General features: G+C 65.9%; 19 protein-coding genes. 16 read left to right on the plus strand and 3 right to left on the minus strand.

The genetic code is table 11. The annotated features are described in order from the left end of the window. The first annotated feature begins 95 nt into the window (after window positions 1–95). Complete coding sequence (locus C0J29_RS33155; RefSeq protein WP_162951692.1) at window positions 96–590, plus strand: hypothetical protein; 495 nt, start codon at window positions 96–98, stop codon at window positions 588–590. A gap of 619 nt (window positions 591–1,209) precedes the next feature. Here C0J29_RS33155 and C0J29_RS32105 read toward each other — a convergent pair. From C0J29_RS32105 to C0J29_RS32115, 3 genes are all read right to left on the minus strand, one after another. After that, window positions 1,210–2,202 carry a hypothetical protein gene (locus C0J29_RS32105; protein ID WP_162951693.1) on the minus strand — a complete coding sequence of 331 codons (993 nt, stop codon included), beginning with the start codon at window positions 2,200–2,202 and terminating at the stop codon, window positions 1,210–1,212. Between the two features lie 123 nt (window positions 2,203–2,325). Then, window positions 2,326–3,186, minus strand: coding sequence for a C40 family peptidase (locus tag C0J29_RS32110; RefSeq protein ID WP_120795217.1), 861 nt, complete (start codon window positions 3,184–3,186; stop codon window positions 2,326–2,328). Next, window positions 3,176–4,162, minus strand: coding sequence for a helix-turn-helix domain-containing protein (locus tag C0J29_RS32115; RefSeq protein WP_120795218.1), 987 nt, complete (start codon window positions 4,160–4,162; stop codon window positions 3,176–3,178). The genes C0J29_RS32110 and C0J29_RS32115 overlap by 11 nt, the downstream gene beginning before the upstream one ends. 63 nt (window positions 4,163–4,225) lie before the next feature. Between C0J29_RS32115 and C0J29_RS32120 the strand changes: the two genes are divergently transcribed. From C0J29_RS32120 to C0J29_RS32190, 15 genes are all read left to right on the plus strand, one after another. Further along, entirely contained in the window at window positions 4,226–4,981 is a 756-nt protein-coding gene (locus C0J29_RS32120; RefSeq protein ID WP_120795219.1) for a WhiB family transcriptional regulator, read from the plus strand. 299 nt (window positions 4,982–5,280) lie between these two features. After that, complete coding sequence (locus tag C0J29_RS33160) at window positions 5,281–5,685, plus strand: hypothetical protein (RefSeq protein WP_162951694.1); 405 nt, start codon at window positions 5,281–5,283, stop codon at window positions 5,683–5,685. Continuing rightward, window positions 5,678–5,917, plus strand: a complete 240-nt coding sequence (locus tag C0J29_RS32130) for a helix-turn-helix domain-containing protein (protein WP_120795221.1) — start codon at window positions 5,678–5,680, stop codon at window positions 5,915–5,917. Before C0J29_RS33160 ends, C0J29_RS32130 begins: the two co-directional genes overlap by 8 nt. Further along, window positions 5,917–6,507: a DUF1643 domain-containing protein gene (locus tag C0J29_RS32135; protein WP_120795222.1), complete on the plus strand. Its 591-nt coding sequence runs from the start codon at window positions 5,917–5,919 to the stop codon at window positions 6,505–6,507. The genes C0J29_RS32130 and C0J29_RS32135 overlap by 1 nt, the downstream gene beginning before the upstream one ends. Window positions 6,508–6,577: 70 nt before the next feature. Next, window positions 6,578–7,438, plus strand: a complete 861-nt coding sequence (locus C0J29_RS32140; protein WP_120795223.1) for a DUF6551 family protein — start codon at window positions 6,578–6,580, stop codon at window positions 7,436–7,438. Between the two features lie 149 nt (window positions 7,439–7,587). Further along, window positions 7,588–8,481: an alpha/beta fold hydrolase gene (locus C0J29_RS32145; protein WP_162951695.1), complete on the plus strand. Its 894-nt coding sequence runs from the start codon at window positions 7,588–7,590 to the stop codon at window positions 8,479–8,481. 46 nt (window positions 8,482–8,527) lie between these two features. Beyond that, a complete protein-coding gene (locus tag C0J29_RS32150) occupies window positions 8,528–8,824 on the plus strand; it encodes a hypothetical protein (protein ID WP_120795225.1) in 297 nt (98 codons plus the stop codon). Then, window positions 8,821–9,447 (plus strand): hypothetical protein, encoded by a 627-nt coding sequence (locus C0J29_RS32155; protein WP_162951697.1) that lies wholly within the window; start codon window positions 8,821–8,823, stop codon window positions 9,445–9,447. Before C0J29_RS32150 ends, C0J29_RS32155 begins: the two co-directional genes overlap by 4 nt. Continuing rightward, window positions 9,444–9,728 (plus strand): hypothetical protein, encoded by a 285-nt coding sequence (locus C0J29_RS32160; protein ID WP_120795227.1) that lies wholly within the window; start codon window positions 9,444–9,446, stop codon window positions 9,726–9,728. The genes C0J29_RS32155 and C0J29_RS32160 overlap by 4 nt, the downstream gene beginning before the upstream one ends. Then, window positions 9,725–10,528, plus strand: coding sequence for a hypothetical protein (locus tag C0J29_RS32165; RefSeq protein ID WP_162951698.1), 804 nt, complete (start codon window positions 9,725–9,727; stop codon window positions 10,526–10,528). The genes C0J29_RS32160 and C0J29_RS32165 overlap by 4 nt, the downstream gene beginning before the upstream one ends. A gap of 65 nt (window positions 10,529–10,593) precedes the next feature. Beyond that, on the plus strand, window positions 10,594–10,848 hold the full coding sequence (locus C0J29_RS32170) for a hypothetical protein (RefSeq protein ID WP_162951699.1): 255 nt from the start codon (window positions 10,594–10,596) through the stop codon (window positions 10,846–10,848). Further along, window positions 10,845–11,285 carry a hypothetical protein gene (locus C0J29_RS33165; RefSeq protein WP_162951700.1) on the plus strand — a complete coding sequence of 147 codons (441 nt, stop codon included), beginning with the start codon at window positions 10,845–10,847 and terminating at the stop codon, window positions 11,283–11,285. Before C0J29_RS32170 ends, C0J29_RS33165 begins: the two co-directional genes overlap by 4 nt. A 137-nt stretch (window positions 11,286–11,422) precedes the next feature. After that, a complete protein-coding gene (locus C0J29_RS32180; protein WP_208659389.1) occupies window positions 11,423–11,812 on the plus strand; it encodes a hypothetical protein in 390 nt (129 codons plus the stop codon). Continuing rightward, window positions 11,809–12,255 (plus strand): hypothetical protein, encoded by a 447-nt coding sequence (locus C0J29_RS32185; protein WP_120795253.1) that lies wholly within the window; start codon window positions 11,809–11,811, stop codon window positions 12,253–12,255. Before C0J29_RS32180 ends, C0J29_RS32185 begins: the two co-directional genes overlap by 4 nt. Next, complete coding sequence (locus tag C0J29_RS32190) at window positions 12,252–15,098, plus strand: DEAD/DEAH box helicase (RefSeq protein WP_120795232.1); 2,847 nt, start codon at window positions 12,252–12,254, stop codon at window positions 15,096–15,098. Before C0J29_RS32185 ends, C0J29_RS32190 begins: the two co-directional genes overlap by 4 nt. Window positions 15,099–15,406 lie beyond the last annotated feature (308 nt).

The raw sequence follows: 15,406 nt of genomic DNA on the forward strand, positions 1-15,406 counted from the left end.
GGTCGTTGAGTGCTCAGTGTGCGTGGTCTTCTCAACGGCGCGTTGTCAGGAATGTATGGGCTGCGGTCGCGCCTGATCACGACGGGGGAGTCATCGTGATCAATTTGTCGAAAGTGGATATTTCGCGGTTGCCAGATCCTGTTCAGTGGTGTCTGCGGTTGCAGAATGCGCGGCACGGTTTGCGTGCTCCTGCCTCGGCTGGCCGGGGTGAACATCAAGCGGTCATGCGTGACGGGGTGTTGACCTTCACGGGTTTGGATCGGTTCGTGCGTGTGGGTGCGCCGTACACAGCGTCGGCGGCCGCGTATCGAGAACAGGCCGATGCGGCTTTTGAGTTCCTTTCTCCGGCGTTACAAGCGGTCGCTCGGGTGATCGCGGTGCATGGGCCTATTTCGCGGGCGGACGTGGCAGCTCAGGTCTATGGGGGTCCGTCTGATAGTGATCGCAGTGCGTTGGAGATGACGTTGAGCCGATTACGACGCCACCCTCGGGTTCGTCTTGAGCGGGACAGCGGCGGGTTGCTGACCGTGGAAGTGGTCGAGTGCGCTGGTGATGTGCGGACTGATCGTGCCGCGGTGATGGCCTCTTAGGTCCGGTCGTCGCCTGGGCCGGGCAATGATCGTTGCGGCTGCGCGAACTCGACGCGACCCTGGAACCGCTGGGCCCCGCCGCTTGATCTGCATCGCCGCGGCGTGGCACTGCAAGCCCGATCCCGCCCTACCGCAAGCTGCAGGGGGCACGTATCCGCGACTTCGTGGCCAACGAGATAGGCCGCTGCTCTACCGCCTATTCTGCCCGAGCGTACGGGGGAGGGGGTCGGCGCGGTGGGGACTCGGGGTGCTCGGCGATCGCGCTGCCCGGCCGGGGGCTGCAACGTGCGCCGTTGCGGGAGGTAGGCGGTGGGGTTGTTATGCGTTTTAATCAGGCGTTTTGCGTTTTGTTAGGTGCGTATGTGCTGGTCACTGGCTCTAACAAAGTGGCCTGTTAGGGTGTGCGGTCATGGTGACGGGGCGCGCTGGCGTGGGTTGGGGGGCCTGGGGCGCGGGGTGGTAGTTGTTAGTCCGGCTGAGCTGGGGTGATCGGTGTCGTGATGGGGGTTCGCCGTGCTTGGTGGCGCGTAACGATCGCGCTGGCTGGTCGGTCATTGCGGTGCCGCTGGCTAACGGGGGCGGTGTTGTGCCAGTTCATCGATATAACAGGGCTTGGGGGCTAGCGCGACGGGTGTCCGATGATTTGGATCGAGCCCATGGCGAAGGCGGAGTTGCTTTGGCCGGGGCCGGCGCCGGGGGTGGGGGAGTTGGGTGTCGTGCCGCCTAGTTGGCGACTCCAGTCGTCAAATCCGCTGAATAGTCCGGGCGTGGTGGCTGTGTTGCTAGGCGAGGTGACCTGGGCTGGGGGGACGTCGACGGTTTCGTTGATGACCAGGCGGATGGTTTTGGAGACGACGGGGGGGTCGAAGGTCACGGCTTGGGTTTCGCGTTTGGTGGTGAAGCGCTGTTGGGTGGGTGTGCCGTAGTCGAGGTACCAGGAGACGGCGGCGACGAGTTGGTATTTGGGCCAGGTGTCGGTGCCGTCGGGGGCTTTGCCGTCGAACCCGGGGATTGCCGATATCTCGGTGATGGTGGTGGCGGTGGGCAGGGTGATCGTCATGGTGGTTCCGGGGGCCCCGTAGGGGCGTTGGCAGATCCAGGCGGTGCGGTGTTCGCCGGGGGTGGTGTTGAAGGCGTCCAGGGGAGGGGTGGAGCCGATGGCGCAATCGTCGCGTCCGACTTCCACGGCTGTGGGCTGTACGGCGGTGTCGCCGGCGCCTTGTGCTGGTGGTGGCGGCGGGGTGCTGCGGCTGGTGGTGTGGGTTGCGGTGGTTCGGGCGGGTGGTGCGGGGTCGTTGGGCAGGATTGCGGGGATGATTGCGCCGGCGGCGATGAGGATTCCGCCGATGGCCAAGGGTTTGCGTCTTTTTTCTATCCATTGGGCATGGCGTGACTGCTCGGTGGAATGGTGGGGGGTTGTGTCGTCATCGTCGATGATGGTGTCGTTGTCGTCGTTAATGTTGTCGTCGCTTGCGTTCTCGTTATCGGAGAAGGCGTCGCAGTCATCATTGTCGACCTGGTCATCGAGTGGATCGATTGCAGGTTCGTCGGCGGCTTTGTTGATGTCGGGGAATTCCAGAGCACCGTCACGGAATGCACGTATGCGTTGCACGGGTGTTAGCGCGGGTGCGGTGGGGTCTTTTGTTGCCTTGTTTGTCGGCGTCGCGGGGTTTGATGCCGGCGGGTCGGTTTCGTTGGTGAATAGGCTGCTGATGTCCATGGGTTTCCTCGTGCTTTACAGGGGTCGTCGAATTGCCATGACTTGGCTTGGCATTTGGGTGATTCGGACGGTGGCCCCCGAGTAGGGCGCTTCGATGACTTTTCCGTTGCCTGCGTACATCTGGACGTGGCCGCCGGCGGCGCTGGAGGGGAAGACGAGGTCGCCGGGCTGGATGTCGGCGCGGGGTACGGCTGCTCCGAAATTCATTTGGGCTTGGCTGGTGCGGGGCAGGTTGATGCCGGCTTCTCGCCAGGCGTATTGGACGAGTCCGCTGCAGTCCAGCCCTTTGCCGGGGGTGGTTCCTCCCCAGACGTAGTTGACGCCGAGCTGGGTGAGTGCGTGCTTGAGAGCCTTGGCGCCCCGGGTGTGGGGGAGTCGGCGGAGCAGTTCGGGGCTGACGCGGTGTTCGTGCGGGCGGTTGCGCCGGTACCGCAGGGCGCGCAGTGCCGCGGTGGTGCGGCGTGCGCGGGAGTGCGCTTGGCGGAGGGCGTCGTGGCCTTGTCGGGTGTAGGCCGCTTGGCGGGCGAGGAGCTCGCGCTGGCCGGCGGGGGTGTTGGCGGCTGGGGCGGGGTCGGCGCCGGCGGCGTCGAGGACGGTCCGGGTGCGTTGGTGGCCTTCGGCGTGGTCAGCGGCGAGTTGGGCGAGGATCTTACGGAGTTCGGTGTCGTTGCCGGCGGATGCCGCTAGGGCGTTGCGGAATCGGGTGAGTTCGGCGCGGTACTGGGGTTGGCCGCCGCCGGTGTGGAGTCCGGCGTTGCCGGCGAGGCGCTGGTCCAGTGGTGGCGGGTTGTCGGCGCCGTTGACGGTGGGTTGTGCGCTGGGTGTGCCGAAGACGGCGTGGGCGCGCCGGAGCAGTTCGAGGGTCTCAGGGTCCATGGGTGCCTATCGCTTTCAGGAATGCCGCGATGCGGGTGTTGAGTCCATCGGGGATGACTCCTTCGGTGCGGATCTGCCAGAGTTCTTCGCTGCTGATGCCGTTCATGGCGGCTATCAATGGGTCGGGCAGTTCGGCGCGTCGGCAGGCTAGTTCGAGGCGCGCGGGGAGGGTATTGGGTATCCGGCCGAGGAGTCCGCGTCGTTTGTGTTCGAGTTCGCGGAGTCGTTTGAGTAGTCGTTCGGCGCTGGCGGGGTCGGTGGCTGCGGCGACTCGCCAGGAGTTGGCGACGAGTACTTGGGCTTTGGCGCATTGGGCGAGGGCGGCCTGGGTGCTCGCCGCTGAGCGGGGGCTGCTGGGGTCGGGCAGGTTAGCGATGAGCTGGTCGAGGGTTTCGATGTAGGCGATGGCGTAGTTTTCGAGGACTTCGATTTCGTCGGATTGCCGGATGGGCAGCGTGGCTGGCGTTGATTCGGCCCAGGGGTCGTCCATGAGGCGGTTGAGGGTGGCGTCGAGGGCCTCGGCGCCGCCCGGGGTGGAGGCCAGGCGTGAGAAGGTGCCGGCTGGCCATCCCATCCCTCGGTCCAGGCGAGTCAGCGTGGAGGGGCGAGGGGTCATGTTTCCGCGCTCGAGGTGGCTGAGGGTCATCTTTCTGATCCCGGTGCGTTCTTCGATGTATTCGAGGGTCCACCCGCGTCGTTGGCGAAGTCGACGGAACGCTTCGCCGGCTTCCTGCAGCGTCACGACACGCCCGCGCGCCATGACGCATTCATGCACGTCATGATAGCGAATCACGTTTGTTCGCACGATTCCCATCGAGTAATCGTGACGCGATTCGCGGCTGGCGTGTCGTCTTGGCGCGATTTGTGGTGGCCCGCTGGCGTGGTTTGGTGCCGTGAGCTGGGTTTCTGTTGGCGGGAGGGCACGACTGCTTAGCGTGGTTTCGTCCACACAGAACATCATTATTTTCACGCTCATCTTGTAATCGTGCTTTCCTCGTGTCTATTCTAGGGCTGTCCACGCTGTGAGGGGAGAACACAGATGACCGCAACCACTTCCGTCGACCCGTGTGTCGGCAGCACCGAGATTTACTTTTCGACTCATCCCGATGACATCGAGCTCGCCCGGGCGCTGTGCGCCGCATGCCCGCTGTCTCGCCGGTCTCGGTGTGCGCGCGACGCCATTGAGGCCGGTGACAAGTTCGGTGTGTGGGCCGGGGTGTATCTGCCGGGTATGCAGCCGCGGGATAAGGGCCGCCTTGATGAGGCTGTTGATCAGTTGCGCCGCATTGCTGGCGACCTGGATCGCTGCCGCCAGTGCTGGGGGTGGTTCCGCATCGTCGAGGATGGCACCAGCCACGCTGCACGCTCCGACACACACAGCTCGGATTCTCACGATGTAGCCGGATGCGGGAATAGCCCGGCCGCTCACCGCTACGAGCAGCTGTGCCCCGCCTGCGCGCAGTCTGATTCGAAGGAGCTGCCCGCCGATACGCCGGAGCAGCATGATCGGGGCCAGCTCGTCGACTTGCCGCCGTCGGGGGATCCGTGGGTGCGCCACTACTGGGAACGCAGGCATCGCGGTCGCCGCGGCGCCGAGGGGGATTGGCTGCTGATCGATGCCGACGGCCAGGTCGAGGGACAATACGCCTGGCCGACAGCGGCCCAGACGTTTGGCCGCACCCCGGCACGGTTTCGGGCGATGATCGCCGACGGGTGGACGGTGCGGCGGGCGGGTCCAGGTGATCGTTTCTGGCATCAGCCCGAGGCCGCGGCGGCGGCCCCCGTTTCAGCATGAACTCCGCAGCGGCGCGGCCAGCGCACAGGGGTGGCTCCCGGGACAGCGAATTGATGCGCACGTGTTGGGACGGCGTGGCGTTGATTGATCAGGGGTGGCGCCCCACCCGGGTGGCCGTCAGTGCTGACGGGGCGGTGGTGGTGTTGTCGGTGCAGACTCCCCGGCATCGGATCGTTGAGGTCCGCCACCCGCAGCCCGTACCGTCACGTGACGATTGGGGTGCGTGCGGCACGCAGCACGCGGCAGCGGTGCGCCTGGCTCAGCGTGTCGCGGGCTTGGCCCGCCGCGGACCGCAGGACGTGGAGTATTTGTCGTGGTTCTGGACTGCGGTGTGTGGCCGTCGTGAGCCCGTCGTCGAGCGCACTGAGCAGATTCCCGATCCTGCGCTTGGCACCCAGCCCCGCGCCTTGCGTCAGTGTTATTGGCTGCTGTCGAGCTTGGTATGTGAATTAGGTTGGCAGATAACCGATCTCGGCTCACCTGTTGCCGGCTGTGGGTTCGTTGCCGATATTCCCGGGGAAGTGGCTGCGGTGTTTCCGGCCGGCATGCGCCCTGACGGGACGGCGGGCGCCGAGTTGGCCTGGCGGCTGCGCGATCTGCCTCAGTGCGGGCGGGAGTACTTGAGCCGGCAGAACCTATTCACACTGACACGCTCGCGCGAGGCGATCGGTCTGCAGGCTGTGATGGGCGGCCGCCATGGGTGAGTCACCGTTGCGGGCTGCTGTGCTCGGCGTGCTCGGCGAGTGTGACCGGGCGATGACCGCTGCGGAGTTGCTGACCCGGTTGCGCGGTGACTTTCCGCTGCTGAGCCGCGAAGCGGTGTACGGCGAGTTGCGGCGCCTGGAGACGGCAAAACAGGTGCGTGCGGTGCGGTTTCGTGGACGGCGGTTGATCTATTGGGCGCTGCCCCATTCGTCGGTCCGAGGAGATTTCTGATGCTGCTCGATGTGCTGCCATCACGCGGTGTGCGGACAGCCAGAGGTGCCGCGCGATCTGATTGGGAGCTAAAGAATTGGGGCGCGGGACCACGCCTTGCGGTGGTCGGGCCGGGCGGTTCGCACGCGCTGGCGCGTGCGGGGAGCACCACCTTGCGGCGGGCGGCGAAACTGGCGCGCTGTTGGGGATATTCCGGGGTCACCCTGGCTGACCTTGGCATGCCGGCAGCGAGCTCGCATGCTGCGGCTGCCGCTCCCGGTGTGTTGGGGCTTGGGGGTGTGCTGCGGTTGGCTGCCGAACACGACCTGATCGTGTTGGCGTGGGGCACTCAGATTGACCCGGATCAGAGCCGTGCGGTCGCTGCGCAGCTGTGGCGGGCACTCGCCCGCGGTGGGGGCTCGCTGGGTGTGCTGGGGTGGACGCCTGGCGGTCAGCCGTGCGAAATGAGTTGGCAATTATGCGGTTCGGTGATTCCGCAATGTCTGACCGCGGGGGCGCATCGCTCGTTTGCCGATGTTGATCGTCATTGGGCGCAGTTGCTCTGGGTTCCTGAAGCAGGCGAGTTCGCGGGTCAAGAAGGTGTCCGGTGAGCGTCTTGCGTGCACAAGGTGAATCACCAGATGTGTTGGTGTCCAGCCCGTTACGTGGATAGGAGTCGCTGTGAACGGATCGTCTGCTGCCGGGCTCGGCGGATACGTGTCTGTGCTGCACGCGCAGGAGTTGTTCGTCGACGACAGCTATCAGCGTCCCGTGGATGTCGCTCGGGTACGCAGGATGGCTGAACAGTGGGATCGCAAGCTGGCTGGTGTCATCGAAGTGTCCGACCGCGGCCTCGTTGAGGGGGCGCGTTACGCGGTCATCGACGGTCAGCATCGGTGGGAGGCGGCGAAGTTGTGTGTCCCGGTACCGCCGTTGGTGGCCTCGGTTCACGAGGGGTTGTCGGTGGCCCATGAGGCGGTGTTGTTCGACCGGTTGAACCGGGAGCGGCGCCGTCCCTCGACGTGGGACCATTGGCGGGCCCGCAAGCGGGCCGGCGACCCGGCGGTCGTGGCTCTGGAAGCTGTTGTGGCACAACATCAGCTCAGCATCGATTGCGCGCCCCGGGAAGGCAATGTGCGGTGCACGGCGACCCTGGAGAAACTGGCGGCGCTGGGTGGAACCGAGCTGGTGGCGGCCACGCTGTCGTTGATCACCGACGTGTGGGACACCCGCCTTGACGCCTTTGATGCGCCCATCGTGCATGGTCTCGGGTTGGTTCTGCATCATCTGCGGGGGCGGGTGGACATCGAGCGGCTCACGGACACGCTGCTGGGATCGGTGCCGATCCAGTTGAAGACCATGGCTCATGAGCTCGCGGTCACTACCAGCGGTACCGCGCCGGTGCGGGTGGCGATCGCGATCATGGTCTCCTACAACCGCAATCGGCGAGTACCGGGAGAGCGGATTTTGGTCAGCGCTCGCTCGTTTGGTGGTGGGGCGCGCAACGCGCGTTCGTTGCCGGCTGAGTCGAGGTCCGCATGACCATCATGGGCATGGGGCGACGCAGGGTCCAGTCCGGTGCCGCGCGGGGGGTTTGCACTCCAGTGGCAAAGGTTTCTGGTGCGGCGACGTCGCAGGGTTGTGTCTCACCGGCTGTGGCGCAACATGTTCCGGTGTGTAGCAGGCGGGTTGTGCGCGTTGTTGCCTCCGATGGCGTGCAGTTGAGGGTCGCCGATGCCGGTGAGCGGGGTGCGCCGCGCACCGTGGTGTTTCTGCATGGTTTTTGTTTGTCGGGTGCGTCGTGGATGGGCCATGGTGATGCGCTGTTGCGGTTTTACGGTAGCGGGCTGCGTGTGATCAGCTATGACCATCGCGGGCATGGGTTTTCGCACGGCGGGTCGGCGGCGTCGTATCGGATTGAGCGCCTGGCCGAGGATTTGGCGGAGATTCTGCAAACGCTGTGCGTCCGGGGCGAGGTAACGCTGGTCGGGCATTCGATGGGGGCGATGGTCGCTCTCACCTATATGGGTCGTCTGTATCAGCCGGTGGTGCCGACGGGGCTGGTCCTCGTCGGCGCCGCGGCGGGGCGGTTACGCCAGCGTGGTTTAGGGCGGGCGTTGGCCGTGCCGGGCCTGCGTCTGCTGTGCCGGGTGGGCCGTCGCACTCCGGTCGGGGCTCTGCGGATGTTGGCGCAGCCGTTGTGCGTGGGCCTATCCCAGGTGCGGTGGGCCCAGACGGCGGGGGGCGGCGGTGCGCTCGCGCAGGTGGTCGCTCACGCGTTGGCGGACACCTCGGTGAGCACGATTTTTGGTTTCCTGCCTGCTCTTAGCGATTACGACCAGTACCCCATGTTGGGGAGGGTGCGTGCGCGCACCGTGGTGATCAGCGGCGAGTCCGATGTGCTGACACCTCCGGCGCATGGGCTGGAGGTGGCCGCGGGCATTGCCGGCGCCTCCCATGTGTGCGTGCCTGGCGCCGGTCATATGTTGCCTCAGCTGGCTTTTGGTGTCGTGCAGTCAGCGATCCGTCTGGTGCTGGCCGATCAGTGGTGCCCTGAAACGAATAGTGGGGTTGCTGGTGAATAGGTTGCAGCGCCTTGGGCGTTGGTCGGCTCGGTGGACGATCTGGGATGTGCTGCAGCGGCACCGGGAGCGCCGCCTGGCCCGCGCGCTGTCTGCTGAAACTGCAGCCGCGGTCACGTGGCGCCGCATCTGCACTCCTACTGAGATTTTCACCTGGTATGTGATCGATCCGGCGGTCGACTCGGATGCGGTGGGGGCGATCATCCAGCGGCTGCCTGCGGTGCGCTATGCGGATAGTTTCGCCGTGGGCCGTGAGCTGCGGGTGCGGGTGGAATGGCGCCAGACGGCGGCTGTTGGTCACCTGCTCGCGACATCCCCGAACGCGCTGCACGTGGGTGTGCGATGAGCCGGCATCGCGAAGTGGTTGTGCGGCAGGAGGAGTCGCCGGACGACCGTCGAGGTGGGCGGGTCGTCGTCGAGTTCGCCGGTTGGACGGTGCACATCGCCGGCGCTTTGGTGACCGTTGCCCCACAGGACCTGTCGGGCAAAAGTATTCAGGATCTTCGGTTCTGCTTGGAGGCGGCCTATGACGTGGCCGGGATTCGCGTGGATGCCGTGGCTCCCCAGTGGAGTCCGCACATCAGTGAAGCGGTCATCTCGGCGCTGCTGGGGGGGCGCCGCGAGGCGCACCGGCACTGGCGGCGCCGGTCGTACGGCATCTACCAGTGCATCAGCGCAGCGTGGGGGCAATCCGGCATGGATGTTCCCTACACACTGTTGATCCGCGCGTTGCGCGCGGCGCTGCCGCCGGGCACGACGTTGACCGGCTTCAACGACGACGCGACGGACTGTGCGCAGGTGGTCGCGCTGTTTTCCCACGCGGTCAGCATTGTCGCCAGCCGCAGGTTCGGCGGTTCTGCTGCGGGGTCGGTGGTCAGTGGCCCCGGTCGCGGCGGCGCATCACTGTCTCGTGGTGTTGGGGCGGGCAACCCCACACGTTCGGCCGATCCGACAGGAGTCGCATCATGAAACCTCAGAAGTATATTGCGACGATCGAAGCTGATGCGCTGCAGTTCACTTCGGCGTCGGCGGTCAGCATCGTCGAGTGGCTGGGTCTGCCTGAGCGTTGCTGCTTTCTTCACGGCGTCGATCCTGAGACCGGATCCGACGTGGAAGGTTTCCTGGTGATTCCTACACCGATCGGTGACGTGCGCGCCGTTCTCGGGGACTTCATCGTGCGGCTACCGGGCGGGGCGGCGTGGCCGTGCAAGCCCGACGTTTTTGCTCTGGCCTATCGGCCGGCATCATGAGCGGGCAGCCTCGCGGCCGCGCTGTGGACATCACCGCGCATTTGCCGGTGTTGCTGATCGGATTGCAGTGGCTGTTGGACACTGAACAGCCCGAGACGGCTTTGGTGTCGCGACATGGGCAGGTGCTGCGGTCGGTCGGCAATCGCGTCATGAGGTTCCTTCCGCTCGGTTTCGATGGGCGGGCGGCGGTGTTTCTCTATGTGGAGCGCCCCGAATGGAGCGTCGAGCGAAAGCCACGTCATCTGCTGGCCCGCAACGAGATTAACGATCTTGCCGACCTGGTCACTGACTGTGGTGAGCAGGTCGAGGCGCGGTGGCTGTGTGATCCGCGGGTGAGTTGCGCGGTGGCTTTGCGTACACCGGTTCACCCGTCGTTACTGGCCGCGGTCGAGCGGTTTGAAGCCGGTTGCCCTAAACGGGCGCATCGCGGCGCCCTGGTGTGCCGGTGTCAGGAGCGGCACGCGGGGTTCGCGTCTGCAGTGAGTGTTCACGATCTGACGCGTCGGTGGCGCATTGATCCTAGGGGGCACGATCCGTTCGGTCCGACGCTGCGCAGTCGCCACGACGGCGCGGGGGCCGGCGAGAACGCCCTGGAGCGGCGCGCCCTGCTGGGGCGGCTGACCCTCGCCCAGGTGTGTGGGGTGATTCCTCCCATCGATGGCGACGCGGTGGTTGCTGATGCGCAGTTGGCGCGCCGCGGGATTGCCGGGTCGGATCGTGCCAACGACGCCGGGGACAGCGGGGTTGCCCGGCTGAGGTGTCGATCAGATGCGATCGGGCTTTGTGACGGTCTCTGCTGATCAGCGAAGCGGCTGACGTTCTGTTGCAACTTGTTTCATGTGATTTCGGAAGGGGAGTGATCGTGATGTCATCGCGGATCACGAGCACCGGCGGGGCCGGCGCGGCAGTGGCTGGTCAGGGCTGGATCGTTGTCGACCCTGCTGGGCTGCCCTACGCGTGGTACGGGCCGGCGCTGGCCGTTGATGCCGACGCCGCGATGGCGGTATTCGAGCCACAGCAGCCGCTGCGCCAGCAATTGTGCGAGCGGGGCTGGTCGGTGCGGGCCGGCGCCGCGACCGACCTGTTCGGTCACGCTGTCGCGTCGCGGGCCTCGGCATGAACGACGAGCCGCTGATCGGTCGCTGTGCGGAGATCGGTACCGCGGGTGTGTCCAGAGTCGATCCGGTCGGCGAATCTGGTGTCGGTGGCGCGACTATCGATGCGCAGGTCGATCGGATTGTGGCGGCACTGCATTCTTATCGGCACCGCGGCATTCATGAGTGCGACATCCAGGGCTCGGTGGCTGCGGTGTTGGCGCATGCCGGGCTGGATTTTGTCCGCGAATGCGTCCTGTCGGTGCGCGATCGGCCGGATTTTGTGGTGGGCGGCCAGGTTGATGGCCCGTTCCCTGCTCGACCGTCACGACCTCCGCGGCCTTTCGGCCGGGGCACTAACTCAGGACGACGTCGCATGACACTTCGCTACCGCGGCTTGAGCGACTTTGGCGCAGCCGCAATGACAGCTCGATCGAAGGGCGGCCTGACATGGGGGCTTTAGCGGCACCGACGGACATCTGCGCCGGCGATCGGCTCGCACGAGCGCGTGCGGCCGCGGCCGCGAATGTCTTCGCCGAGTTGCGGCGCTCTCGTGTCTTGTTTCCCGCACCGCTGCATTCTCTGTATGAGGCCGCGTCGGTGCTCGAGGAGGAACTTGACGAACTCAAGGATGCGGTGCGTGCCAACCTGATTGAGCACGCGTGCGTGGAGGCTGTGCAGGTCGCCGCGATGGCCTTGAGATTGACTATTGACCTTGCGGGGACCCCGGCGTGCGCGGCGCGCGATCGGCTGGCTGTTGAGGCGGTGCTCATCAGCAGCACCCGCTGCATGCCCGCCGATCCGCTGGTGTCAGCCCATGAAGGGTGTGGCTATTTGCGATGTTGGCACCACAGGCTGTGTGCCGCGCTGGCTGCCGGGCAGCGACAACAGGTCTTCGTCGCCGCCAATGCTGTTGCCGGGTGCGCATTGCGGTTTGTTGCTGAGATCCCGCTCGGCGGGCTGGGTGCTGCGTGCTCGGGGTGGTCATGACCCGCGCCGACACCGCCGATGTTCATCGGCGGTTGCTCGCGATACTTGGTGAGGCCGGTCAGCCGCTGCCCACACCGGAGATCCTGGTGCGGATGGCCGATCAGGGTCACCGGTGCAATGGCCCACACGGCGGGCAGTGCCGCGACTGGACGGGTAGATCCGGTGGCTTCTATGACCATTGCCCGGCCTGGTGCTGGACAACCCCGGGCCCGCTGGGGCCACCGGTGTACCCGCAGTTGCGGGCATTGGAACGCCGGGGCCTCATCGAGCGCGTTCACTACCCCAACGCCGAGAGCATCACCGCCGCAGTCGCCGCGGGCAAGCTCACCGAGCAGTTGGAATCAGCCCAATCAGGCTGCGTGTATTGGTGTTTGGCCGACACGGAGTCCGACGATTACTTCAACGCCGCAGTCGACAATTACGCCCAGGAGGCATCGGCATGAGCAGCGCTAACCAGCATCCTGAAATGGCAGCCGCGGCGGGCAGCGAGGCTGCGACGGTAACCGGCGACGGGGAGCACGGCGCCGTGGTCAGGCCGCGCGCCCATCAGCGGGAAGCCCTGGCCGCTTTGGAGCGCACCTTGACCGGGCATCGGCGTGCGCAGTTGGTCATGGCGTGCGGTACCGGCAAAACGTTGGTGGGTTGCTGGTACGCCGAGCGGTGTCACGCTGCGCTGACCGTAGTTGTGGTGCCGTCATTGGCGTTAGTGACCCAGACCCTGGCCGAGTGGCGCTCCGCGCGGGGATGGACGTTTGAGGCCCTGATCGCCTGCTCGGATCCCTCGACCGCCGAGGGAGAATGGGGTCGCACCCGTACCAGTGCGCAGGCTGATGCACCGTGGTGGGCGCAGCTTCGGGCCCGTGTGAGCACCAGCCCCGCGGTGCTAGCGGCCCGTGTTGCTCACCGCAGTCCGCGGCGCCCGATCGTGATCTTCTCGACGTATCACTCGGTATCGGTTGTGGTAGAGGCGGTTCAGGCGTGCGGGATGGTCGCCGATCTGTTGGTGGCAGATGAGGCCCACACGCTAGCTGGGTGGTCCTCGGAGGGTTTCCGCGCAGTGTTCGGCGACGGTTTCGTGCGGTCGCGGCTGTTCATGACGGCCACACCCGTGACCACGGACTCCCGCCAAGGTGGGTTGTCGATGCGAGACGAAGCGGTGTTCGGCCCGGTGGCCTACACGCTGGATTTTGCGGCAGCGATCAGGCGTCAGCTGCTCGCCGACTATCGCGTCATGGTCTACGAATCGCCGGGACATCAGCAGTCGCCGGACCCGGTGGCCGCGGTGATCAAAGCCGCCGAGCAGGGCGTGAGTCGCGTATTGAGTTTCCATAGCCGGGTCTGTAGGGCTCGCCGATTCGCCGAGGCCGTGGACGGGCTGCGCCTGGCGGACGGGCGCACTGTGGTGGCGCGGACGGTCGCTGGATCCGATCCGGCGCGCCGGCGCGCCGAGGCGTTGTCGCTGTTGCGCTCCGCAGGGTGCGGGGAGCTGGTTGTCATTACCAGCGCCCGTTGCCTGGGGGCAGGGGTGGATATCCCTTCTGTCGACGGGGTGTTGTTTGCTGATCCCAAGTACTCCGATGTCGACGTCGTGCAGGCTGTCGGCCGGTTACTGCGACGGTCCGAGGGCAAAGAAACCGGCGTCGTGCTGATTCCGGTGGTTATCCCTGCGGGAGTCGACGACGACACCGTGTTGTCGACGGGCTCGTTTCGGGCGGTGTGGCGCATTCTGCGGGGCTTGCGGTCCATGGACGAACGGTTCGCCGTGGAGCTGGCCGCCGGCACCGGCAGGCGATCACAGGGCCAGAACGGCCGGCCGGTGGGGCGGCGATTGCTCGATGTCGATGTGTGGTCGCTACGGGATCCGCACGGCATTCACGCGCGGCTGGTGGACTTGTCTTCGCGCACTTGGGAGGACTCGCTCGCCGAGCTGCACCGCTACGTGACCGGCCACGGTCATTTACCGGCGCGGTCGACCTCGCTGGGGCAATGGTGTGAAGGTCAGCGCCGCGCCTACAGGTGGGGGACACTGGCAGCCGATCGGGCCGTGCGACTCCACGATGTGCCCGGCTGGGTGTGGGATATCAGCGGCCACCGGTGGGAAGATCAGTGCCGTCAAGTGCGTGACCTCGCCACTGCCCAGGGCGGTTTGCGCCTGGACTGCCCCCAGATCGCCCGCACCGTGTTGCGGGATTCTGCTCGTGGATCCTCGGTTGGTACGGTGGGGCGCTGGTGTGCCCGCCAGCGCAGGGCGCACAGCCAGGGGCGCCTGGATGGCTGGCAGATTCAGCAACTCGAGGACATCAGCGGCTGGAACTGGAATCCCTTGTCTTCCCGCGATGCGGCCGCTCTCAATCTGCTGGCCGAATACGTCGCCTGGAAGGGACACGCCAATCCGCCGGCCGACGTCGTCGAGGACGATCTGGAACTCGGCCAATGGTTAGCCGGGGTGCGGCGGCGCCGGGTCACCGGAACGTTGACACAGACCTTGCTCGACGAAATCTGCGTTATCTCACCCACCCCCGCAGCAGCGGGAGCATTGCAATGGCACCGATCTGAAACTATTTGGGCGCTGCATTACGAGGCGCTGCAACAATTCTCTGTCCGACACGGTCATTGCCGGGTCCCCTATTCGCACCACGAAACCCTCACCGACGGTTCCGTCGAGATCTACCAGTGGTGCGCTCAACAACGAAAACTGTGGCGGCACAACGCGTTACCTCAAGCACGGATTCGCATGCTGGAAACCCTCGCCGGTTGGCGATGGGACACTGGCCGCACAGGAGCGGAGATGTCTGCTCGTCGTTCGGAGTTGGTGCTGGCCGATGAGGCGCGATCACACCTGGTCACACTTGCCGCCGAAGTGCCTCACCACGAGGTGATCGCCAAGGCTTGCGGGCAACCCACAGCGCTGATCACCTCAATCGTCACTGGCGACCGCCGGCGAATCCCGATAACTGTCGACAACCAGATCCGCGCACTGACCGTCGCGGCGGTCTTGCTCGCCGCCGGCCCCTCAACCAGAGTGAACGCTGAGCGCAGCTGGCGGCTGATCGATGACATGCTCGCACGGGGATGGCCTCAGCTCTGGCTCTCACGCGAACTCGGTGGACGGCTCCACCGGCCGACGCAGCGGCCACACACCATTACCGTGCAACGCGCCGAGGCCATCGCCGGACTGCATCACCTCCTCGGCCAACGCACCTTCATCGCACAGCAGTACCGCGACCTGCCGCCCCAGCTCACCGAAATCCTCGGTGCTCAACCACCGGTGCGTGAGGTCGCGTGAACAGGTCCCGCCGAGCGGCGTCCACCCTTTGCGCTGCCACAGTCGACCACCGCCGCGCCACGCGTCGACGCCGATGCGCCCGTAACGACTTGGGCGCCGCTGTTTCTTCGGATTCGGTTGCCTCACAGCAGATATGGAGTTGGCTGGTGTCGCCGCGATCATGGTCGCCAACCACGACCGTTGCAACGTCGAGTTGCTGCCCGCATCGACCGGGGGAGTGGGTTGGTCTTCGGCTGCCGAGTGAAGCTCCACGCGCGCTCAAGTCCGCTGGCGCCGCGGCAGCGTGGAGTTGCAGCATGATCGCCACA

The sequence above is a fragment of the Mycobacterium paragordonae genome (assembly GCF_003614435.1).
Lineage (GTDB): Bacteria > Actinomycetota > Actinomycetes > Mycobacteriales > Mycobacteriaceae > Mycobacterium > Mycobacterium paragordonae.

What these genes read in the sequence shown, in the direction of transcription:
- C0J29_RS32165 (WP_162951698.1), top strand. Translation starts at nt 9,725, where the DNA reads ATGAGCGGGCAGCCTCGCGGCCGCGCTGTGGACATCACCGCGCATTTG.
- C0J29_RS32120 (WP_120795219.1), top strand. Translation starts at nt 4,226, where the DNA reads ATGACCGCAACCACTTCCGTCGACCCGTGTGTCGGCAGCACCGAGATT.
- C0J29_RS32135 (WP_120795222.1), top strand. Translation starts at nt 5,917, where the DNA reads ATGCTGCTCGATGTGCTGCCATCACGCGGTGTGCGGACAGCCAGAGGT.
- C0J29_RS32170 (WP_162951699.1), top strand. Translation starts at nt 10,594, where the DNA reads ATGTCATCGCGGATCACGAGCACCGGCGGGGCCGGCGCGGCAGTGGCT.
- C0J29_RS32185 (WP_120795253.1), top strand. Translation starts at nt 11,809, where the DNA reads ATGACCCGCGCCGACACCGCCGATGTTCATCGGCGGTTGCTCGCGATA.
- C0J29_RS32130 (WP_120795221.1), top strand. Translation starts at nt 5,678, where the DNA reads ATGGGTGAGTCACCGTTGCGGGCTGCTGTGCTCGGCGTGCTCGGCGAG.
- C0J29_RS32155 (WP_162951697.1), top strand. Translation starts at nt 8,821, where the DNA reads ATGAGCCGGCATCGCGAAGTGGTTGTGCGGCAGGAGGAGTCGCCGGAC.
- C0J29_RS32190 (WP_120795232.1), top strand. Translation starts at nt 12,252, where the DNA reads ATGAGCAGCGCTAACCAGCATCCTGAAATGGCAGCCGCGGCGGGCAGC.
- C0J29_RS33165 (WP_162951700.1), top strand. Translation starts at nt 10,845, where the DNA reads ATGAACGACGAGCCGCTGATCGGTCGCTGTGCGGAGATCGGTACCGCG.
- C0J29_RS32160 (WP_120795227.1), top strand. Translation starts at nt 9,444, where the DNA reads ATGAAACCTCAGAAGTATATTGCGACGATCGAAGCTGATGCGCTGCAG.
- C0J29_RS32115 (WP_120795218.1), bottom strand. Translation starts at nt 4,162, where the DNA reads ATGAGCGTGAAAATAATGATGTTCTGTGTGGACGAAACCACGCTAAGC.
- C0J29_RS32110 (WP_120795217.1), bottom strand. Translation starts at nt 3,186, where the DNA reads ATGGACCCTGAGACCCTCGAACTGCTCCGGCGCGCCCACGCCGTCTTC.